Origin of the sequence: Paraflavisolibacter caeni, assembly GCF_025628885.1 — a bacterium.
Classification (GTDB): Bacteria; Bacteroidota; Bacteroidia; order Chitinophagales; family Chitinophagaceae; genus Flavisolibacter; species Flavisolibacter caeni.
Window position 1 is genome coordinate 100185 of record NZ_JAOTIF010000015.1, and the last position, 22329, is coordinate 122513.

At 39.1% G+C, this 22329-nt stretch carries 19 protein-coding genes; 13 read left to right on the forward strand and 6 right to left on the reverse strand.

The genetic code is table 11. From position 1 onward, the window contains the following. The first annotated feature begins 66 nt into the window (after positions 1-66). Both OCK74_RS17015 and lolA1 read left to right on the forward strand, forming a co-directional pair. Positions 67-2772 (forward strand): FtsK/SpoIIIE family DNA translocase, encoded by a 2706-nt coding sequence (locus tag OCK74_RS17015; RefSeq protein WP_279298263.1) that lies wholly within the window; start codon positions 67-69, stop codon positions 2770-2772. Positions 2773-2956: 184 nt separating this feature from the next. After that, complete coding sequence (lolA1, locus tag OCK74_RS17020; protein WP_279298264.1) at positions 2957-3607, forward strand: outer membrane lipoprotein periplasmic chaperone LolA1; 651 nt, start codon at positions 2957-2959, stop codon at positions 3605-3607. Between the two features lie 109 nt (positions 3608-3716). On the opposite strand, the gene OCK74_RS17025 is transcribed toward lolA1, so the two are convergent. Both OCK74_RS17025 and OCK74_RS17030 read right to left on the reverse strand, forming a co-directional pair. Continuing rightward, on the reverse strand, positions 3717-4751 hold the full coding sequence (locus OCK74_RS17025) for a parallel beta-helix domain-containing protein (RefSeq protein ID WP_279298265.1): 1035 nt from the start codon (positions 4749-4751) through the stop codon (positions 3717-3719). Positions 4752-4955: 204 nt separating this feature from the next. After that, positions 4956-5510: a hypothetical protein gene (locus OCK74_RS17030; RefSeq protein WP_279298266.1), complete on the reverse strand. Its 555-nt coding sequence runs from the start codon at positions 5508-5510 to the stop codon at positions 4956-4958. Between the two features lie 244 nt (positions 5511-5754). On the opposite strand from OCK74_RS17030, the gene OCK74_RS17035 reads away from it, so the two are divergent. Genes OCK74_RS17035 through OCK74_RS17045 form a run of 3 tightly spaced genes read left to right on the forward strand, consistent with a single transcriptional unit; the run spans position 5755 to position 8700 of the window. Continuing rightward, on the forward strand, positions 5755-6747 hold the full coding sequence (locus tag OCK74_RS17035) for a helix-turn-helix domain-containing protein (protein WP_279298267.1): 993 nt from the start codon (positions 5755-5757) through the stop codon (positions 6745-6747). A gap of 20 nt (positions 6748-6767) precedes the next feature. Further along, the gene (locus OCK74_RS17040; RefSeq protein ID WP_279298268.1) at positions 6768-7628 is read left to right on the forward strand and encodes a hydroxymethylglutaryl-CoA lyase; all 861 of its coding nucleotides are present in this window, start codon (positions 6768-6770) and stop codon (positions 7626-7628) included. Positions 7629-7665: 37 nt separating this feature from the next. Then, positions 7666-8700 (forward strand): GSCFA domain-containing protein, encoded by a 1035-nt coding sequence (locus OCK74_RS17045; protein WP_279298269.1) that lies wholly within the window; start codon positions 7666-7668, stop codon positions 8698-8700. A 66-nt stretch (positions 8701-8766) separates the two neighbouring features. Here OCK74_RS17045 and OCK74_RS17050 read toward each other — a convergent pair whose 3' ends face one another. After that, complete coding sequence (locus OCK74_RS17050) at positions 8767-9387, reverse strand: MiaE family protein (protein WP_279298270.1); 621 nt, start codon at positions 9385-9387, stop codon at positions 8767-8769. Positions 9388-9567: 180 nt separating this feature from the next. Here OCK74_RS17050 and rpsO point away from each other — a divergent pair, with 180 nt between their 5' ends. The 6 genes from rpsO (at position 9568) to OCK74_RS17080 (ending at position 15508) form a co-directional block, all read left to right on the forward strand. Next, positions 9568-9837 (forward strand): 30S ribosomal protein S15, encoded by a 270-nt coding sequence (gene rpsO, locus OCK74_RS17055; RefSeq protein WP_279298271.1) that lies wholly within the window; start codon positions 9568-9570, stop codon positions 9835-9837. Between the two features lie 98 nt (positions 9838-9935). Next, complete coding sequence (pnp, locus tag OCK74_RS17060; RefSeq protein WP_279298272.1) at positions 9936-12125, forward strand: polyribonucleotide nucleotidyltransferase; 2190 nt, start codon at positions 9936-9938, stop codon at positions 12123-12125. 131 nt (positions 12126-12256) lie between these two features. Beyond that, positions 12257-13066: a 50S ribosomal protein L11 methyltransferase gene (prmA, locus tag OCK74_RS17065; RefSeq protein WP_279298273.1), complete on the forward strand. Its 810-nt coding sequence runs from the start codon at positions 12257-12259 to the stop codon at positions 13064-13066. A gap of 68 nt (positions 13067-13134) precedes the next feature. Further along, the gene (gene plsY, locus OCK74_RS17070; RefSeq protein ID WP_279298274.1) at positions 13135-13788 is read left to right on the forward strand and encodes a glycerol-3-phosphate 1-O-acyltransferase PlsY; all 654 of its coding nucleotides are present in this window, start codon (positions 13135-13137) and stop codon (positions 13786-13788) included. Positions 13789-14018: 230 nt separating this feature from the next. After that, positions 14019-14831 carry a M48 family metallopeptidase gene (locus tag OCK74_RS17075; RefSeq protein ID WP_279298275.1) on the forward strand — a complete coding sequence of 271 codons (813 nt, stop codon included), beginning with the start codon at positions 14019-14021 and terminating at the stop codon, positions 14829-14831. A 224-nt stretch (positions 14832-15055) separates the two neighbouring features. Next, entirely contained in the window at positions 15056-15508 is a 453-nt protein-coding gene (locus OCK74_RS17080) for a hypothetical protein (protein WP_279298276.1), read from the forward strand. Between the two features lie 279 nt (positions 15509-15787). Here OCK74_RS17080 and OCK74_RS17085 read toward each other — a convergent pair whose 3' ends face one another. Continuing rightward, positions 15788-16984: a hypothetical protein gene (locus OCK74_RS17085; RefSeq protein WP_279298277.1), complete on the reverse strand. Its 1197-nt coding sequence runs from the start codon at positions 16982-16984 to the stop codon at positions 15788-15790. An 81-nt stretch (positions 16985-17065) separates the two neighbouring features. On the opposite strand from OCK74_RS17085, the gene OCK74_RS17090 reads away from it, so the two are divergent. Further along, positions 17066-17836 (forward strand): NIPSNAP family protein, encoded by a 771-nt coding sequence (locus OCK74_RS17090; protein ID WP_279298278.1) that lies wholly within the window; start codon positions 17066-17068, stop codon positions 17834-17836. Between the two features lie 68 nt (positions 17837-17904). Here the strand turns inward: OCK74_RS17090 and OCK74_RS17095 are convergent, their stop codons facing one another. Both OCK74_RS17095 and OCK74_RS17100 read right to left on the reverse strand, forming a co-directional pair. Next, positions 17905-20256 carry a TonB-dependent receptor gene (locus OCK74_RS17095; protein WP_279298279.1) on the reverse strand — a complete coding sequence of 784 codons (2352 nt, stop codon included), beginning with the start codon at positions 20254-20256 and terminating at the stop codon, positions 17905-17907. Between the two features lie 6 nt (positions 20257-20262). Beyond that, positions 20263-20883: a DUF3347 domain-containing protein gene (locus OCK74_RS17100; RefSeq protein WP_279298280.1), complete on the reverse strand. Its 621-nt coding sequence runs from the start codon at positions 20881-20883 to the stop codon at positions 20263-20265. Between the two features lie 70 nt (positions 20884-20953). Here OCK74_RS17100 and OCK74_RS17105 point away from each other — a divergent pair, with 70 nt between their 5' ends. Beyond that, a complete protein-coding gene (locus OCK74_RS17105) occupies positions 20954-22114 on the forward strand; it encodes a prenyltransferase/squalene oxidase repeat-containing protein (RefSeq protein WP_279298281.1) in 1161 nt (386 codons plus the stop codon). The last annotated feature ends 215 nt before the right edge of the window (positions 22115-22329 follow it).

Consider the following 22329-nt stretch of genomic DNA (forward strand, 5'->3'; position numbering starts at 1 on the left):
TATATTACAGCTTTTTGCCTTGACTTCAAAATCAAACTTCAAAATCCAAATTATATCTTTGTCGATATGGCTAACAAGCTGAAAAAACCTGTACCACCTAAGGTTGAGGAGAAGGAAGTGAAAAAGGCAAAACCGGATCCGGAAAAATTGAAACAGGACCGGGAAGAGAAGGTTGATTTCAAACAACTGGCAAAAGATGAACGTACCTGGAAAATCATGGGTACTGTGTCCCTTTTGCTATCAGTTTTCCTTTTTATTGCATTTATATCTTATCTGTTTACCTGGAAAGAAGACCAGGATAAAGTACTCAACAATGAAGCATCCTTTTTGTGGGATGATGAAATCAAAGTAAGCAATCTCTTGGGCCGCCTGGGAGCCTATATATCGCATTTCTTTATTTATAGAGGTTTTGGCATTGCTTCTTTATTATTTTGTTCCTTCTTCTTCATCACAGGAATAAACCTGTTAACGAATCAAAAAATCTTTTCTGTTAAAAGAAACCTGCGTTATATTACGTTTGGCCTTCTGATTACTTCTGTTTCGTTCTCTTTTCTATTCTCCAGCGCAGCTTTCCCGTTCGGCGGTAGAGTGGGCGACATGATTAGTTCCTGGCTAAATAGTTTTCTGGGTATTGCAGGAACTGCAGCTTTATTATTGGTGGTCGGTCTTAGTTATATCATCTGGCAATTCAATCCAACTTTTAGATTGCCTGAAAAACCAATTAAACCAGTTAAAGTGGAGGAAGAAGTTGATGATGAGGTGTTAACAGTTGATCAAGATTATTCGAAGGCTCAGCCCGAAATGGCTCCAGTTTCTGATGCTAAACTTTTTGTAGAAGAAGATGTGAAACCTGTGGTGCCAGAAAAGGGAAATATTCTGAAGGGTGATGGGGAAATGATCGTAAACATTCCTGTGCAGGAAACTCCTAAGAATGTTTTTGAACTGGTGGAAAAGAACATACCTGAAGAAGAAAGGTTGATTATCAATCAAACGGTTGAAGAACCTGAACCTCTTATAGAGGAACAGGAACTTGATGAAGTAGAACCCTTAACTTATAATGAAACTGAAAGGACTCATTTTAGCAGCATGGAATCTGGTAATGAATCAGAACATGATGATGCGATTCCTACTCTTGTTCTGCAGACACCGGTTGTTCATGTGGAAAGGCCAAGATTTCCTTCTGCTGCTACTGATTTAAAACTTGAGATCAATAGGGTAGAAGATAAACCCATCGATGAAGAGCGGGAAAAGGATTACAGCGACCTTCCTCCATACGAACCTACACTGGATTTGAGAGATTATAAGTATCCATCGCTTGATATCCTCGAATCTCACGGTAGTGAAAAGATTGTTCAGGATGCTTCTGAGTTGGAAATGCACAAAAACCAGATCATCACTACCCTGAAAAACTACGACATTACGATTCAGAGAATAAGCGCCACAGTTGGTCCAACTGTAACTCTATATGAAATCGTACCCGCAGCAGGTGTTCGTATCTCACGTATCAAAAATCTGGAAGATGATATCGCACTGAGCCTTGCAGCTTTAGGTATCCGTATTATTGCACCAATCCCTGGTAAGGGCACGATCGGTATTGAGGTGCCGAATGTGAAAAAGACCGTGGTAAGCATGCGTACGCTCTTATCATCTGAAAAATTCCAGCACAATACTTTTAGTCTGCCCATCGCCATTGGTAAAAAGATTGACAATGACAACTTCATAGTCGATTTGGCAGCCATGCCGCACTTGCTGATGGCCGGTGCAACTGGTCAGGGTAAATCGGTTGGTTTGAACGCGATCTTGGTTTCTTTACTGTATAAAAAGCACCCTTCCCAGTTAAAGCTGGTTCTGATCGATCCCAAGAAAGTGGAACTTAGCATTTACCGGCATATAGAGAAGCACTTCTTAGCCAAACTCCCCGGTGAAGAAGAAGCGATCATTACCGATACGAAAAAAGTGATCAATACACTCAATGCCCTGTGTATTGAGATGGATAACCGGTACGATCTTCTGAAAGAAGCTGGTGCAAGGAACATCAAAGAATACAACGATAAGTTTATTAAGCGCAGACTCAATCCACAAAAGGGGCATCAGTACTTACCTTTTATAGTATTGGTAGTCGACGAGTTTGCCGACTTGATCATGACCGCAGGTAAGGAGGTGGAAATGCCGATAGCGCGTCTGGCTCAGCTGGCTCGTGCGGTTGGTATTCACCTGATCATTGCTACCCAGCGCCCATCGGTAAACATTATTACAGGTACCATCAAGGCCAACTTCCCTGCACGTATTGCCTTTAAGGTGTCATCTAAGATCGACTCCCGTACCATCTTGGATGCAGGAGGTGCTGAGCAGTTGATAGGTAAAGGTGATATGCTGATTTCCTACAACGGAGAGATTGTCCGGTTGCAGTGTGCCTTTGTAGATACTCCGGAAGTTGAAGAAGTGGTGGATAGCATTGCAAGACAACGTGGCTATTCCCAGGCATTTATGCTTCCCGAATATGTTGATGAAAAAGAACTGGAAAGTAAAGATTTTGACGTTGCCGACCGTGATCCGCTTTTTGAAGAAGCGGCCCGCTTGATTGTACAAAATCAGGTAGGATCTACTTCCCTGATCCAGCGCAGAATGAAGCTTGGGTATAACCGGGCTGGCCGACTTATGGACCAGTTGGAAGCCGCCGGCGTAGTGGGACCAAACCTTGGCAGTAAGGCCAGAGAGGTAATGATAAAAACGGAAGCTGAATTGTTAGAATATTTAGAAAATATGCCGTAAATACATATACACAATTGATGAATTAAAGATCGAATCTTTCGAATTCCGCAGTTTTATTATTTCATACAGTTAGACTATTGTTAAGATGCCCTTCAATATATAATCCGGTACATTAGTTGAATTTTTATTCACGTACCCGGGACTATATTTGTCGCGGAATTTTTGAAAACTCAATAAATAAATAATGAAAAAGATTTACTCTTTATTAGTATTTGCCTTTGCAGTGCTTGTGACCAATGCCCAGACGAAAAGTGACCCGGAGGCAAAAAAGATTCTCGATGGAGTTAGTTCAAATTTTAAAACATTCAAATCACCTCAGGCTTCTTTTACTTATCAGGTTGAAAATGCACAAGGCAAGGTGCTTTCTTCCCGTAAAGGTTCAGTTAGTATGAAAGGAAACAAGTACCATGTAACGATGGGTGACCTGGAAATATTTTCTGATGGCAGAACTTCATGGAATTATGATAAAGCAGCTAATGAGGTAACCGTAAATGGCGTAGATGTTTCCGGAAGTGCAATGACTCCTCAAAAGTTATTTACTAACTTTTACGATAAAGACTTTTTATACAAATTGAATGGAGAGAATAAAGTAGCAGGTAAAACAGTTCAGGAAATTGAAATGACACCTACTGACAAATCTCGTCCTTTCCATAAAGTATATGTGCTTATCGACAAAGCTGCAAAAAGCATTTACAGTGCTAGGTTCCTGGAGAAAAATGGTAACCGTTACAGCTATACCATCACCAAGTTGACTCCAAATGCTGCTCTTGCTGATGCAAGCTTTATATTCGATAAAAAGAGATATCCTGGAGTAGAAGTGGTGGATCTGAGATAAAACACTATCACCTGATTATCGTGAACTACGCGAAATAAAGATGCCCAATCAAACCAAAGATTGGGCATCTTTATTTTTGATCATGTGCCTATTTTGTAGCTTCTCCTCTTTAATTGCAGGTTGGCAATGTTTGGGGGAAGCCTGTATTATAATTGTTTTTCAACCAACAGTTATCTACCCCTAAACCATCCCAAAGAAGATCCTCACCAGGCAATGGAAGACCTGTAGGAGGGGCTTCTCCGTTTTTCATAACAACATTGCTGGTAACTTTTACTTGATTCGCTAAAGGTTCAATATCGGCAAAAGCTTCAGGTGGTATATTACCCAATTGACCAAGGACGAGCGTACTGACAACTGCTATCCCTACAAAATTATTTCCTTTAACATTGTTGTCCTCGATCGTTGAGTTGTCTCCTCCCACAAACAAAATCCCAGAGCCACTGGGGACAAGAGCTTCAAAACCACCTTCCTCATCGGCAAAGTTTGGAAGATTGTTGTCGTAAACATGATTGTGAACGATCTGAATATTTTTTAATTCTTTTACTGTTAATCCAGGTAATAAGACGGCTAATATCCCTGCTGTATTATTATAACATTGATTCTTGGTTACAATAATATCTGAGCAGTTTTCTACCTCTATTCCGTTTACATTTTCATAAACTTTATTGAACCTTACCTCTGCTCCATCAGATTGTCCTATGTAGATGCCTGTATCCGAATGGCCTATAGCTACACAATGTTCGATAACCCCGTTTTGACTGCGGATTGGGAAAATGCCGTATTCACCATTGTGAATCGTAGTTACATGGGATATTAAATAATTGGTAACTCTTATAAGGATAACGCCATTTCTTTCAAATCCTCTGATCGTGACATTTGAAAGCGTGAAATCATCTCCTTCGTCAGTTACTCTGATGCCATTATTCTCTCCTCCTGGATCTTCAATAATAACTTCACTTTCTGACCTTCCAACGAGCTTGATTCCTGGTTTGCTAATAACTATAGCTTCTTTATATGTCCCTGGTTCAATAAAAATCACTGCACCATTTTGAGCATTATTAATAGCAGCCTGTATAGAACTACCTTCATGAACAACAATATCCGGCGGTCCAAATTTGCTTAGAGAAGTTTCTTCTGTTACCATTGTAGTATTACTGGTTTGTTGTTCCTCTTTCTGGCAACTATATAATAGGAATGTGATAACTAAAATGGTAAGGGCCTGAACAGTATTAATACCTGTCAACCTTCTGGCTGGAATTGAATTGATTGGTCTCATATAGCCTCCGTTTTATTTTTAGAAGAATTAGGTTCTGTTGTCTAAACAATTCTCAAGGCTTCGGATACTATTTCAATAATGAATCTGCCGGCTTGCTAAAACACTTATTTTCATAGCATCATGCTTTTCTTTCTTTTCATGTAGGGCAGAGACCTTTTTGTTTGTTGCGCCAATAATTCCCCCTATTAACGCTCCGGTCAGAGCGCCAACAATTCCTCCTCCAAGTGCACTGTAACTAGGTCCTAAATCAATGCAAACCCAGGCACCTGTACCGCAATTAGGTTTTTGATATGCGATTAATCCTACGAATGCTCCAAATAAGCTTCCGCTAATTGTTCCAATAAGAATCCCTCTCCCTATACTGCCTTTTTGCCTTAGACTTACTTGGGACATTTCTGTGTAGGAAAACTTCTTTTGAGCGTTCAGGTTCGGATGCTCCCCGTATGAGATTTGGTTATTTGAAATATAAATTTTGCTATCAGTCAAGTTGCTGAGATATCCCATACAGGTCCGATCATACAGTGTAACAAGCTTTGACTTATAGGTGAGCGGTTGATGAGGAATGCTGTCTGAAGAGATCGCATGAAGAGAAAATAGTGCAAAAGCCACAATTATGATTGCTTTCATAACAAAGAATTTGATGCTTGATTATTATTTCAAGCATTCTTATACAAACCTACTTAGGCAAGAAAGGGAAACGAAATTGATAATTACTTGGCAAAAAAAAATAATAAGAATTTGTCCTATTTATTATAAAATATCTTTATAAAAAGGTTGGCATTTGCAAAAAATGCAAGTATTTTTAGATCACTGCAGAAAATTTGCAAAAATTAGGTAATGCCATTTGCAATTTTTGCCAAAACCGTTGACAATGGAACCACAAAACGCACAGGTATCATTCTTCCATCATATAAAGAATAGCCTGCCCCCGCATCTGTCACTGGTCGATGAGGTGGCAGACCTGTTAAAAATTAGCAATGACAGTGCTTACAGGCGTATAAGAGGAGAGAAGCCTATAACTCTGGAGGAAATTGAAAAGTTGGCCACTCATTTTAAAATTTCGCTCGATCAATTCCTGCATCTCCAGTCCGACTCTTTTTTGTTTACAGGAAAATTGGCAAATGCAACAGATCATGCCTTTGATAAATGGTTGGATGCAACTTTACAGCAAGTCGCATTCATGAACAGTTTTCCTCAAAAGCATGTCTATTACCTGGCAAAAGATATTCCACTGATGCAACAGTTTCAGGTGCCGGAATTGATTGCCTTTAAGTCCTTTTTCTGGCGCAAGTCCATATTGCATTACGAAGATTTGAGAGGTCAGAAATTTTCCTTCCAAAATATTGATCCCAGGCATATTGAGTTAGGCAAAAAGATAGCGGCTGTATATGAGCAGATTCCTTCAACGGAAATATGGAACATTGAAAGCATCAATACCACCATTCGTCAGATCGAGTTTTATCGGGATGCTAAAAGCTTTGAATCTGAAGAAGACGTGGCAAAGTTGTATAAAACATTGATCAAATTGATAGATCATATTGAGAGGCAGGCAGATTTAGGTGTGAAATTCTCCATCGAAGGAACGCCCAAGCCTGGAGCAGTGAACTTCAATTTATATAATAATGAATTGATCCTGGGGGATAATTCTGTTTTGGCCGACCTGGGAACAATGAAAGTCGTTTATTTGAATCATAGCGTAATAAATTTTATCGGCACTCGCGATGAACGTTTCACAACTTATATGTATGATGCCTTCCAAAACCTGATTAAAAAGTCAACGCAATTGAGTCATGCCGGAGAAAGAGAGCGTATGCGTTTCTTCAACCGTATCAGGGATAAAATGAAACTCGCTGCAAGGTTATAATTAATAATAAGCTTCTATCAATGACAGTTAAATTGGTCGAATGCCCGCGCGATGCAATGCAAGGATGGAAACACTTCATCCCGACAGAGCAAAAGATACGTTATATAAATTCTTTATTGCAAGTTGGATTTGATACCATCGACTTTGGAAGCTTTGTCTCTCCCAAAGCAATTCCTCAAATGGCTGATACAAAGGAAGTGGTTCAGAAACTAAATCTTAATGCAGGTAAAACAAAGCTGCTGGCTATTGTTGCAAATGCTCGTGGTGCAGAAGAAGCTGCAATTTTTGAAGAAATTTCTTTTTTGGGTTTTCCTTTTTCCATTTCTCAAACCTTTCAGAAACGCAATACAAATAGTTCAATGGAAGAAAGTCTCAAAAGGGTGGAGGATATTCAGGAACTCTGTTTGAGACAAAATAAGAACCTGGTTATTTATTTAAGTATGGGTTTTGGTAATCCTTATGGAGATGATTACAGCCAGGAGATCCTGTTACACTGGGCAGGGGAAATGGTAAAAAGAGGGGTTACCATCATTGCTCTTTCCGATACAGTGGGTGTGGCTACTCCCCAACAAATTAGTTTTGCCCTGGACACTTTAATTCCGCAATATCCCCATATCGAATTTGGTGTTCATCTTCATTCTACAATCGAAAACTGGCAGGCTAAAACTGCAGCGGCTCTAAATGCAGGTTGCCTAAGATTTGATGGTGCCCTGAAAGGAATTGGCGGGTGCCCGATGGCAAATGATGAATTGGTGGGGAATATGAATACAGAATGGATGATCGATTATTTTAAGAGTCAAAATGTTTTGCCACAATTGAATTTTGACGCTTTGCAAAACAGTCTTACCATTGCGGCTGAAATATTTGGTAAAGACCTGTAGAATTTTTGAACTCTTATAGGTTTTAAAAAGAAGTGTAATGGAGTTCATGCTCAATATCAACCTGCCCAAGGCAGAAAAGTTGATTCATCATCAGCATCATATTTTATCTGTAGGATCCTGTTTTACAGAGCATATTGGTAATGCATTAACCAATATGAAATTTCAGGTCTTGCAAAATCCAAATGGTATTTTATTTGACCCGGTTTCTGTTTGCAGTAGCCTTGTTTCTTATATAAGGAATAAACAATACTCTGGCGAAGACCTTTTTTACCTGAATGAACTTTGGCAAAGCTGGCAGCATCATAGCCGTTTCTCAGGAATGGATAAGGATCGTGTCCTGGAAAAAATTAACAGGTCCCAAAATCATGCTCACCATTTTTTAAAGGAGGCCGATTGGCTCATTATTACACTGGGGTCTGCTTTTAACTACAGGTTGAAGGACGACGAATCAAGATCTGTCGGTATCCCCCAGATCTCTGTCTTAACAAATGGAGGGGCTGTAGCCAATTGCCACCGTGCTCCATCTCAATTCTTTCAGAAAAACCTGTTGTCCATTACTGAGATTATTGAAAATCTGGATAATACCATACACCAATTGTTTCATTTTAATAAAAAGCTCAACATCATTTTTACCATAAGTCCTGTCCGTCATATAAGGGATGGGGTAGTGGAAAACAACAGAAGTAAAGCGCGATTGATAGAAGCGGTGCACCATATGGTCAACAAGTTCAACCGGTTATACTACTTCCCATCCTATGAATTGGTGATCGACGTACTCCGCGATTACCGCTTCTATGATATCGACATGGTACACCCCAACTACCCGGCTACCGAATTTGTTTTACAAAAGTTCCAGCAAACATTCATGAGCGAGGAAACCATCGCACTGAGTGAAGAAGTCAAAAAAATTGTAATTGCCTGTAAGCACAGGTCCGCAAACCCGGCAACGGAGGGACATAAGAAATTTTTAAGAAGCTATCTTGAGAAAGTTGAAAATTTTAAAAAGCTCTATCCGTACATGGATTTTGAAAAAGAGATCAAGTATTTTTCAAACGTATCGGATGAAGGCTAGGTTCAGGAAACAAAGAAGGTGGTTTCCTGAACCTAATTCCCGGAATCTAAAAATATCGCAATCTTCCTAATGCATTCTATCCCCCCTTACACCTAAACTTTTGATGACTCCAGCTTCATATTCCAGCCAATCTTTCCAGCGTTTCCTTACTTTTTCTTTGTCTATATAGGTTTCAGCCAGGTCAATAAATAAGGTATAATGACCGGCTTCACTTTCCATAAAACGCCGGTAAAAATTCCGAAGGTAGGTATCTTCCAGTCTCTCACTCAGGCGTTTAAAACGCTCGCAGCTACGAGCTTCGATCAGGGCGCAGATCAGGAGTTTGTCCAATAGCCTGCCTTCCTCACTGCCACCTTTAGCCTCAAAAGACAGCAGCTGGTTCACATATTCATCCTTCCTTTGCCTGCCAAGCTTCAGTTTCCGCTTTTGCAATTCAGCTAGCACCAATCTGAAGTGGCCCCATTCTTCTGTAACAATTGGCGCAAGTGCGGTTACAAGTTTTTCCTTCTCACTATACCTTTGAATTAAAGAAATGCATGAAGTGGCTGCCTTTTGCTCGCAGTAGGCATGATCTGTTAATATATCTTGGAGTGATTTTTCAGCCAGGTTGACCCAACGGGGGTCAGTAGGTAATTGCAATCCCAGGATAGCTTTGGTATCTAGGGAAAGTTCATCTATTGGTTCCATATGGCAAAAATAAGATCCCCTCTTCCAAAATCTAACAACCCATTATCCCAATATCTTAATATCCTATTAACATCCAATTGCTAAAAAATGTAAATCTAAACTTATAAATCGCAAATTTCTCTTACCTTTGCCGCCAAAATTATCGGGTATCTAATCGGATGTCTTTATAAAAAAACTACGATGTCATTAACTACAGAAAAAAAAGCCGGCATATTTGCCAACTTTGGAGGTAAAGAAACCAATACTGGTTCAATTGAAGGACAAATTGCATTATTAACAGAACGCATCAGCCAGATTTCTGCTCACCTGCAGCAAAATAAAAAAGATTTTTCCACACACCGTGGATTGATGCAACTGGTAGGTAAACGTAGAAGATTGCTGAACTACCTGCAAAAGCACAACCTTCAGGGATACCGCGAACTGATTGAAAAATTAGGACTCAGAAAATAAATAAAGTTTGTGTAAACGATATATTCCCAACTGCGGTTGGGAATAGTTTTTTATGCACAAACTTTTTTGGCATTAAATTACCATCTAAACCATAAGGTATGTTACGGCAAAAATTCAGTAAAACATTTGAAATAGGCGATGGCAGACAGGTTACTATTGAGACCGGTAGATTGGCACGCCAGGCCGATGGTGCTGTTACAGTAACAATGGGCAATTGTATTTTGTTGGCTACTGCTGTGGCCAGCGAAGAACCAAAGGAAGGCCAGGACTTTTTTCCATTGAGTGTTGACTATATGGAAAAATTCTCTTCAGCAGGCCGTATTCCGGGTTCTTTCTTTAAACGTGAAGGAAGGCTTAGTGATTATGAAGTTTTAATCTCCCGCCTTATTGATAGGGCATTACGTCCTCTTTTCCCTGAAGATTATCTTTGTGATGTTCAGGTGATCGTTACATTGATCTCCAGCGATCCGGAAGTTATGCCTGATGCGCTGGCCTGCCTTGCAGCTTCCGCGGCACTGGCAGTTTCTACAATCCCCATCAAAGAAGTGATCTCCGAAGTGCGCATCAGCCGCATTGATGGTGAATATAAAATAAACCCTTCCCGCTCTGAAATGCAAAAATCCGATATGGATTTTATGATCGGAGCTACAGAGAAGAACATCATGATGGTGGAAGGTGAAGCTAAAGAATGTAGTGAAGAAGAGCTGGTTAAAGCTCTGGAAATCGCTCATGAAGCCATCAGAGTACAGATCAAAGCACAGCAGGAACTGAGGGACTTGGTTGGTGTGAAAGAAAAAAGGGATTACCCCAAACCTGCACAAGATGAGGCTTTGCGCAAGAAAGTTGAAGAATTTGCTACAGCAAAGATTGCCGAGCAATCAAAAGCAAACCTTCCAAAAGCAGAACGCAAGGATGCTTACAAAAAGGTTTACGAAGAATTGAAAGAAATAGTTCGTCAAGAGGCTAACCTGTCGGAAGGAGAAGAAATATCTGATGGTACAAAGAAACTGATTAAAAATTACTTGGCTGATGTTCAGTACAACGTCGTGCGCGATATGATCTTAAATGATCATGTTCGCTTGGACGGTAGGGGTTTGGAACAGGTTCGCCCGTTGGATATGGAAGTGGATGTCCTGCCTACGCCACACGGCTCGGCTCTGTTTACTCGAGGTGAAACTCAATCTCTGACCACAGTTACATTAGGTACACCATTAGATGAACTCCTGATTGAAAGTGCTGCCAAATCAGAATATTCCAAATTCATCCTACACTATAACTTTCCTCCATTTTCAACTGGTGAGGTTAAGTTCTTAAGAGGACCTGGCCGCCGAGAGGTAGGTCATGGAAACCTGGCGCTACGCTCATTGAAACAAATGATGCCAGGAGAAGATTTTGCTTATACCGTCCGTGTGGTAAGTGATATCCTGGAAAGTAATGGTTCCTCTTCAATGGCAACTGTTTGTGCTGGCTCCCTTGCTCTGATGGATGCTGGTATTGCTTTCCCTAAACACGTAGCCGGTGTAGCAATGGGTTTGATCACTAAAGAAGGTAAATACGCCGTATTAACCGATATCTTAGGTGATGAAGACCACCTCGGTGATATGGATTTTAAAGTAACTGGTACGCGCGAAGGTATCTGTGGTATCCAGATGGATATCAAAGTAGATGGCCTTCCCATGGAAATCATGCGCAATGCGCTCGAGCAAGCTCGCCGCGGTCGCATGCATATTCTGGATGCAATGTATAATTGTATTGCAGAGGCAAGATCTGATGTGAAACCTCATGCACCACGCACTGTGAAAATGTTTATCGACCGTGAATTTATTGGTGCAGTGATCGGGCCTGGTGGTAAAGTGATCCAGGAAATTCAACGTGAGACTGGTACTACTATCAATATCGAAGAGAAAAATAATATGGGCGAGGTGAGCATCTTTGGTACGGTAAAAGAAGGCGTTGAGAAAGCTCATAACTGGGTGAAAGGTATCGTTGCTGTTCCAACAGTTGGCGACGTTTACGAAGCTACAGTGAAATCGATACAGCCCTACGGTGCTTTTGTTGAGTTCCTGCCTGGTAAACAAGGGTTGCTGCATATCTCTGAAGTAAGCTGGAAGCGCCTGGAAAGCCTTGAAGGTGTTCTGAATGAAGGAGATGTGGTAAAAGTAAAACTGACAGGTACAGATCCAAAGACTGGCAAATTCAAGCTTTCCCGTAAAATATTGCTGCCAAAGCCTGAAGGCCAGCAGCCACAACAACGCGGCGGTAACGGTCAGTCTGAAAAACAATCTTAATAGCTAAATAAGTCCCCAAGACTGTAAGTCCGAAGGTTGGAAAGTATGTTCATGATACATGAATTATCTTTCTGGCTTCCGGACTTTTTGTTTCTTTGAAGTTGCGTAACGCTCATTTATTAAAATAAGTAATGGACTCAATCAAACTCTCTATTAAAGCTTCCCAGGAGGCCCAGGAATTGTTAATCGCTACCTTAAGTGATTTGAATGCAACAGGATTTGAACAACAGGAAGATGTTTTGATTGCCTGGTTTTATGCTGATGATTTCAACGAAGTGGAGATACTGCCTTTGCTGAGCTCTTATGAATATGATGTAGAAACTGTAAAAGAGCAAAACTGGAACGAGATGTGGGAGAAAGATTTCCAGCCTGTCATAGTTGAGGATTTTTGTGCCATTCGTGCTCACTTTCATGAACCTATAACAACTGTCCAACATGAAATCATTATTACTCCCAAGATGAGTTTCGGTACAGGACATCATGCTACCACCTACATGATGGTTCAGCAAATGAAGGATATTGATTTTAGAAATAAATCAGTTTTTGATTTTGGAACAGGTACTGGAATTTTAGCAATCCTTGCAGAAAAGCTGGGCGCACGAGAAATTACAGCTATTGATGTGGACGATTGGAGTATTGAAAATGCTGCCGAAAATATAGCAAGAAATCAGTGTCAGGCAATCGAATTGTATCAATCATCAAGCGTCCCTGTCACCAAAACTTTTGATATCATTCTGGCAAATATTAACAAAAACGTCATTTTGCAACATCTGGCATCAATAATAGATGCTATAGGTGAGGAAGGAAAAGTATTGTTTAGTGGTTTGTTGATCGAAGACGAACAGGATATAATTTCAGCTTGTAAAGGTTTTCCATTATCATTATTGAGAAAAGTCAGTAGAGGTAATTGGATTTCCTTATACTTTAGCAAAACAAGCTGAGCAATTATTACTTTAACTTTAAATCTCAATGCTTTATAAGTAATTTTGCACTGTATTAACAGCTTTCTATGAATGAAATTTTGTTGATTGTTTTGGCATATTTAATAGGAAGTATTCCAACCTCCGTGTGGGTAAGTAAATCCTATTTCGGAATAGATATTAGGGACTACGGTAGTGGGAATGCCGGAGCTACTAATACTTATCGCATTTTAGGTTCTAAATGGGGTACTTTCGTTATGGTCGTTGATATGCTGAAAGCTGTTATTGCTGTTAAGCTTGCTTTCATGCTGCCGGAAGTTTACGACAACGAGTTATACCTTATTAATCTACAATTAGGACTAGGCCTTGCTGCCGTAGTCGGTCATATTTTTCCAATTTGGGCAAATTTTAAAGGAGGAAAGGGGGTGGCTTCTCTCTTTGGTATGGTGCTCGGTATCCAGCCAAATGTCGCTTTATGCTGTGTAGGAGTTTTTATCTTGGTATTATACCTTACCCGTTGGGTTTCATTAAGCTCTATTCTGGCAAGTATAGCTTTCCCCATTTTTATTCTATATATTTTCAACGAGCCTGAATATTTCTACCGTGTTTTTGCAATCATCGTCGCATTAATGGTATTATTCACACATCAAAAAAATATAGGCCGTCTGATTAAAGGCGGTGAAAGCAAAGTCCCGATCCTAAAGTACAGGGATAGACGCAAACAACGGCGTAGACATGAATAAACTTTATTTATATTCAATAAAAACGCACAGGATATCCTGTGCGTTTTTATTAACAATCCTTTAGTAATTCTTCATAGTACTAATTAATTAGTACTCATTAACTATTTTCCTTTCACTTTTCACCACTCCCAATTCTTATTTTTGCATTTCCTTTCTTAAACCATTTTAAGGTAGATAGGTCATTGTAATATTTGGTATAACTATTGGAATTATTATAAAAAAGCAAGAAAATGGTACGGAACATTCTTACCCTATTTATTGTTGCAGCAACGGTGATATCCTGCTCAACAAATCCTGTAACAGGTAGAAGTCAATTTAAGTTGGTATCTGAATCTGAACTTCAGGCAATGGCTACTCAGGAATATCGTCAGTTTCTATCACAAAACAAAACAGTAAGTCCATCAGCAGATAAAGATGCAGAAATGGTTCGTCGTGTTGGCCAGCGTCTCGCCAACGCTTTGCAATCTTATTACAAACAGCAGGGATTAAGTGAAGTATTGAACGGTTATCAATGGGAGTTCAATCTTGTAAATAACAAAGAAGCAAATGCATGGGCTATGCCAGGGGGAAAAGTGGTTGTATACACAGGTTTATTGCCAATAACCCAAAATGAAGCAGCTCTGGCAAATGTACTGGGACATGAAATTTCTCATGCAATTTTTCAGCATGGTAATGAGCGGATGAGTCAGGGGTTGGCTCAACAGTTAGGTGGAGCAGCTTTATCCGTTGCATTATCTTCAAAACCCGCAGAAACGCAAAGTCTTTTTATGCAAGCTTATGGCCTGGGTAGTCAGGTTGGCGTGCTTTTACCATTTTCCCGTAAACACGAATTGGAGGCTGATAGGTATGGAATGCGCTGGGCTGCTTTAGCGGGTTATAACCCTAGAGAAGCTATCGCCTTGTGGCAAAGAATGGAAAAAATGTCAACAGGCAGCAGACCTCCTGAATTCTTGAGTACGCACCCGGCAGAAGAAAACAGGATAGCATACTTACAAAAGTATTTAGATGAAGCTCTACAATATTATAAACCAATTAGTAAATAACTATATTAGTTTATTACCAAATTAGTATAATTAAATATAATATAAAATATAGAGATAAATACTTCTGGATCCTTTAAAAAGCCCGTTAATATTGGTTATTAACGGGCTTTTTATTACTTAATGTGTGGTAGTTACAGCAAACTTTTGTAATTTTGCCTGCTGTTTATTAGAAAAAAGCTGTCAATTTATATAACTGCTTCGTTTTAAACAAATTTAAACAAAATATGTCTCAAACAATTTTTGAAAAATTACAGCTAAAAAACGAAAAGAATTTATTAATTCAAGGTTTGCCTTCCTCAATCGAAAAGCAGTTCACAAAGCTTTCCTTCGCAAAAAATCTCACTCCTTTATTGAGAAGCAGAAAAATTGAGTTTGCACTGATATTTTCAGTTAGTGAATACCAGTTGAATTGTATTCTGCAAGATATTATGCCCGCATTAAAGGAAGAATCCAAGCTTTGGATAGCTTATCCAAAAGCTACTTCCAAAATAGTAACAGATCTTAATCGCGAAAGCAGTTGGAATAAACTGTTTAGCGCTGGATATGAAAACATAGAGCAAGTTTCTTTAGATCATGTTTGGGATGCTGCTCAATTTAAAAAGCTGGAAGCTGTAGAAATGGAAGTTGAAGAAACTGAAGTAAAAGTACTACCAAAAAGAAAAGCAGTTAAAGTATAAGCCTGTTTGACAACTCAGTGCCGTTTCACAATTTGGAAATAGTAAGCTCTTAAAACTATTTTCTATGAATGCGTATGTCTGTAACTCATGAGATAATCATCTTATATAGGCTCGCATTAATACTACAATCATTTTTCAATTTTTAATGTAACCTATAGTAATTGTTTCTTGCTAAATACCAGTTTTCTATAGTAGAATCCTTTCTCCTTAAGTCTTTTTATTCTTGCTAAACATTCGAACATACATCCTTTATATAATAAGTTACTCTTCACCAATCTGTCATTGCTCAAACAGACAAAAACTCCCTCCAACCCAACTTTTATCTTTATTATAATCGACTCCAATCATTTTTCCTTTACTAAGCCTGGCTAAGTTATTAGTGGCTAAAGGCCTGGGTGTTCCCGGCTCCCAGAAATAAAAAAGACGGATCTCCACCTTTGCTTTTTCATCAGGCGTTTCAATTATAGGAGCATAGGTAACCTTCCGTTGTAAGATCCAGTTTTCTTTATCTTCTATATTGTTAAGAGCTTCGTTTGTAACATCAATGATGACTCCATGGCCAGCAAATGAAAAAAGCGGTTTGGCAACATAGTTATGTAAATCAGTTGGAAATGTATTCAATTCATGTAAGAATACTGTTTTCGGTACTAAGGGATGTTTGATGAATGGCAGGCTGAATTTACTGATACGGTAAAACCAGTTAGGGTGAGGTACCCACTCTACATCGACTTCTTCTTGAAAGAACTTTCCCTTTTCCTGGACTTCCTTGGGTTGTTGAAGCAGTTCATCGAAAATAACTCGGTTATAGATTCTCTTGATAATTATTTTCTTTTCATCTTTTATATAAAAGAGATGTTTACCTTCTTGGATGATTTCTGTGATGCAAACTATGTTAATGCCTAGAAGATCCCGGGTTGCATAAAAGTCAACCTTGGTTTTCTGCCGGTGAGGAAATAGCTCTAATAGTATAACATGCTCAGGATCTTCTCCATCCAAAATAACTTTCTTCAAGAGTTCAAAATAGCTTTCTTGATTGAATCCATTAAGGTATATACTAAAGTTTTCTGGCCAGGTAAAATGATGGTGTGCAATTTCAGGCAGTAAAGCATGCCATGCAAATAGTGATGGAAAGCCTTGCATTTCTATCAACTGTGGTTCTAGGTCACCTGTCTTATTATGACAAACTGCAAAGTCAAAGATCAGGAAGTGTGGCCTTGCATCCTGAGCCGGTACTTTCAAGTGTTTGGGGATTGCTGCATCACTTTTCGCTATATAGTTTGGATCCGTGATCACATCAATGATATTTTCACAAGTATCCAGCATCTTTTGTGTGAAGTCTTTCGGAACAAAAACAGGTGTTTCGGCGATTCTGAAATCCATATGGCCGGGATAAACATTTTTAAGCTCCTGGATATAGGATTGGTATTTTTCGTCACTGAACTGTTCATTGAAAATCTTTCTTAATTCCGGTATCATATACGAAAGATAATTTTTTCATTGAAAATTTTAACCGTTCGTGTTCAATTTAATATTTTAGCGGCCAACTCAAAAAACCATATGAAATACTTAATTGCCATTCTTTTATGCTGTATAGTGTGTTTGCATTCTTCTGCTAAAGACAAACAAGAATTTTATGAAATAAGAGTTTATCACCTGCAAAATAAAGAACAGGAAAATCGTGTCGACCGCTACCTCAAAGATGCATTGCTTCCAGCCTTACACAGGCAAGGTTATGAAAGGGTAGGGGTATTTAAACCTGTGGGCAATGATACAAGTAGCAATAAGCGTGTATATGTTCTGATCCCTTACAAAAAGTTAGAACACTTCCTCTCTTTAGAAAAAGATATTCAAAAAGATAAGGTCTATTTGGAAAAAGGTGCCGATTATATTAATACTGCATATAATAATCCTGCTTATGCACGTATCGAAAGCATCCTTCTTCAGGCATTTGAGGGTATGCCTTTGGGAAGCAAACCTGGATTAAAGTCCCCTTGTTCAGAACGTATATATGAACTTCGTAGCTATGAAAGCGCTTCGGAAAAGATCTATGCAAATAAAGTAGAAATGTTCAATAAAGGGGATGAAATTGGCATATTTAATAAACTAGGCTTTAACGCTGTGTTTTATGGTGAGGTGTTGGCAGGTTGCACCAAACCAAACTTGATGTATATGACTTCATTTGAAAACATGGAGGAGCGAGACAAACACTGGAAAACTTTTGGGAGTGATCCCGCCTGGAAGGCATTATCTTCAAAACCTGAGTATAAGAACAATGTGTCTAAACATATCATCACGTTTCTCCAGGCTACAGACTATTCCGACTTATAACCTAAGTCGGAATAGTTGATGAATCCATAACTACTACTGATCCTTAAAACTCCTCAAAAGATCTTAGTTTAAAATTTGAAATTCCACGTTACTGATGGTAATATGGGGAAAAGGGAAACCTGCACGGCTTCGACTTTTAAAGAACCATTATAAGGACTGCCCTCTTGATCAAAATAGATGAAATATGGGTTTTTCCTGCTATAAACATTATAAACACTAAATACCCAATTGCTCTGAACTTTTCTCTTCTTTTTAGGAATAGGAGTATACGTTGCGGAAAGGTCCAATCGGTGATAGGATGGTAGCCTGTATTTATTGATACGGCTGTACTCCTGTGTTAATACGCCTTCGATGATGTAAAACCTTTCAGGAAGAGATGTTGCATTGCCTGTACCATAGACAAATACGCTTCCAATATGCCATTTGGGGTTAAGCTCATAGGTAGAAACTACCGACAGGTCATGTCTGCGGTCATACTTTGCTGGGAACACTTTGCCTTCGTTTAATTGTGGAAACTTCCGCCATGTCCAGGATAAAGTGTATCCAATCCATCCTGTAAGCTTACCTCTTATTTTATTGATCAGTAATTCAGCGCCATAACTCCATCCATTACCAAATACAAAATCTTCTTCAGGATCCTGCAATCCAGGGGTGTATCCTTCTTTGTATTCGATCTGGTTCTGCATGTCCTTGTAATAAAGTTCTAGCGACGTTTCATATTTGTTGTTTTGAAAGTTCTTAAAGAATCCTGCTGCATATTGCCAGCTAATTTGAGGCTGAACACGGAAAGTACTGGGTGCCCACAGATCAGTTGGTAGAGTAGTGCCGGCATTGCTGACCAGGTGAATAAACTGGAAATTGCGGGTTACTGATGCTTTAAGTGAAGTTTCTTCATCGATGGAATATCTGGCAGTGATCCTTGGTTCAATGCCATTATAGGTTTTGATGCGTTCAAAACTGGAATATACAGTACTATCCAGTTTATTACGGTCAGCATCACGGACATATTTGGTATAAGGGCCAATTTGAGAAAAGGAACTCCACCGCAAACCATAATTCAACTTGAACTTTTCGTTGATATCCCAGTCATCCTGTATATACAATGCTTTCTCTACGGCATACTTATCTCCTTCATTACTTGGCTCAAATACTGTAGAGTCCTGCTTGCCGGTCACCACATTCGGAATAAACTTATGGTAGGTGAGTAGTCCTCCAAACTTTATCCTGTGTTGTGTTGCAGGATAAAAATCAAAATCCATCTTTGCATTTCCATCTCTGATACCCGAAGAAAGCGCAAGTTCAAAATTGTCCTGAGCCGCAGCAAAACGGAATTTATAATTGTTATAAACAAGAGTTGTATTGGCGAATAGCTTTGGACTGAACACATGGTTCCACCTCAAGGTTGCTGTTGAATTGCCCCAGGGGATATTTGCATTGAAAGAACGTTTCAAATTATTATAATCAAATACATCCTTGCCTAGATAGCCACTTAAATAAAGCCTGTCTTTTGCTGAAAACCTGTAATTCACTTTTGCATTGAGATCATAAAAATAATAACCCGACCCATGAAATTCTGAGTTGCTGTTAATGAAAGGTCTGGCTAAAACATCTACATAAGTCCTTCTGGCAGATACTATGAATGATGCTTTTTCCTTTTGTAATGGACCTTGTAGCGATAGGCGAGATGCAATCAACCCAATACCTCCTTCTGCCTGGAATTTATTATCATTACCATCCTTCATGGTAATATCTAGCACAGAAGAAAGCCTGCCTCCATATTGCGCAGGCATGCCTCCTTTGATCAAGGATGCATTTTTTATAGCGTCCGAATTGAAGATGGAAAAGAATCCAAACAAGTGTCCGGTATTATAAACAATAGCGTCATCCAGCATGATCAGGTTTTGGTCCGGCCCGCCACCCCGCACATAAAATCCCGCATTGCCTTCACCCGCATTCCGTACACCAGGAAGTAGTTGAAGCGATTTCAAAATATCAACTTCTCCTAAAAATGCTGGTATTTTTTTAATTTGATTAATAGACAGGTCTATCCTGCCCATTTGTGCATTTTCTACATTGGCATCACTCCTTTTACTATATACAAGTACCTCGCTTAGTGCGGCAGATTTGGAAGCAAGTAAAAAGTTGACCTGTAGGTTTTTATGCAGAGCGATTTGTTCAGTTTGCGAAAAATAAGAAATATGCGAAATGGTAATGCTATACGTCCCGCTGTCAAGTGTTAAGGAATAAAAGCCATATTGATTGCTGCTGACAGATTTGGATCCGTTGGCAACAGAGATTGTGGCTCCAATAATGGATTCTCCGGTCGCACTGTCTTTTACAAAACCATTAAATGTATATTTTTCTTGGGCTGCTGTTGCTAAAGACAACAGAAGGACGAAAAAGCAAAACCATGCGCGCATTTTTACTTATTGGTGCTGCATAAAATCGAGTGTGTCTTTAGTTTCTCCGCATTCCACCATGCCTCCTTTATACTTAGGATGATGTAGGCCTAAATACGGATTGCGGATATCTTCTTTACTACTCAACCAGATGCCGGGTTCGTTATCATTAAAAGCCATGGGGCATTCCTGCAAATAGATCTTTGATTCATCATAACGTATGGTACGCATGAGATTGTACATGTTGTCTGAAAGTTGATTGAATGACACCCGTTTTTCACTTAGATTGACACCAGGTTTGGAAATTGTAGCCAATTGCTCCTTTGTACCATCAATAAAACTAATAGCTGTCTGATAAATAGGAGTGTCTTTTTTTATTTCATTGAAATTAACTGCTTCTATACTGTTTTTAAGCTTGTTTGCATGTAGGGTAACGGATGAGCTGTCCCAATTAACAAAGGCCTCAGTAAGAGCATAATAATCGTTAAGGGCTCCTTTTACAGATGTATTGAAACTATCACTATGCTGGCTAACAGCAAGAGGTTTTATTTGAGGCGTTTCGTCATTGGGTTTCGGTTTGGTCTCCCAAAAATACCATGTGATAACACCAGCTAATCCTAAAATGATCAATAAAGCCAATTTTTTCATGAATCGGAATGTTTTTTGCAAAGTTAAACCTCTCCTCCAATATCCCTCTTCACACATTAGCTTTGCTTCCATGGATAACAACTTTGAATTAAGCTTTAAACGGTTAAGTGATTACTGTGAAAAAGAAAATTATAAAGGATGGGACCCTTTTGATGGTTTGTCAAGCAAAGTATTTAAATCCATACCCTTGATCCGCGGTAATCGTTTTTTTAGATTGGCATGGATTCAATTTTTTAAGCTGAGCCCTATTAATTTTCGTCGCTTTGCTTTGGTGCCAAAAGAGCATAATGCCAAAGGACTGGCATTATTTTTAACGGGCTACTACAACTTGTATAAGCATCAGCCGAAAGAGGAATATAAAAAAAAGATCATATTTTTTGCCGATAAGCTCATCAATTTGCAAAATCCAAACTTTTCAGGAAGTTGCTGGGGTTATTATTTTGATTGGCAGGCAAGGGCTTTTTTTCAACCTGCAAATACGCCAACCGTTGTGGCAACTTCTTTTGTTGCCGATGCATTATGGAATGCTTATGAAATTACAGGTAATAACATTTACTTCGAAACGGCTTTGTCAAGTGTGAACTTTGTTCTTCATGACTTGAACAGGACATATGATAAGCAGGGCAACTTTGCGTTTTCTTATTCGCCAATGGATCAAACGCAGGTTTTTAATGCTTCTTTATTAGGTGCCAGGCTACTGGCAAGGGCTTACAGTTTTACAAAAGAGGAACACCTGAAAGAAGAGGCTCGCAAAGCTGTACAGTTCGTCTGCAACTATCAGCAGCCAAATGGTGCATGGGCATATGGCACATTGCCCTTCCATGATTGGATCGACAATTTCCATACTGGGTTCAATTTGGAATGCATCTATGAATATGGCCAGTATACAGGCGATCACTCTTTTAATGGCAATGTTGATAAAGGTTTTGATTATTATATCAATACATTCTTTTGTAATGATGGTTCCGCTAAATATTATAGTAACAGATTATACCCTATTGATATTCACGCTCCTGCACAACTGATCGCAACCTTGGTACGGCTCAATCGTTTTGATGAATACAAAAATCTTGCAGAGAAAGTAATGAACTGGACAATTAACAACATGCAGGATAAAGCTGGCTATTTCTATTACCAGGTAAAAAGACGGTTAAGTTCAAACGTTCCTTATATGCGCTGGGCACAGGCATGGATGTTCTACGCCATGTGTTTTTACAAGAATAATATTTGATCCAACTTTTTCATATTTTACTAACTCTGCGGCACAATTGTTGTTTCCTAAAAACAATTTTAAAAGTTAAATGCGTTAATTACAAAAGAAAAATCTAAGTAATTGGCACTATACATGCAACGCTTTATTTAATGTGATGCTCAATAAGATAGGAATTTTCATTTTTCTAGGAGAAATAGAGTATACCTGATCTGAATTGACAACATTTTGAAACA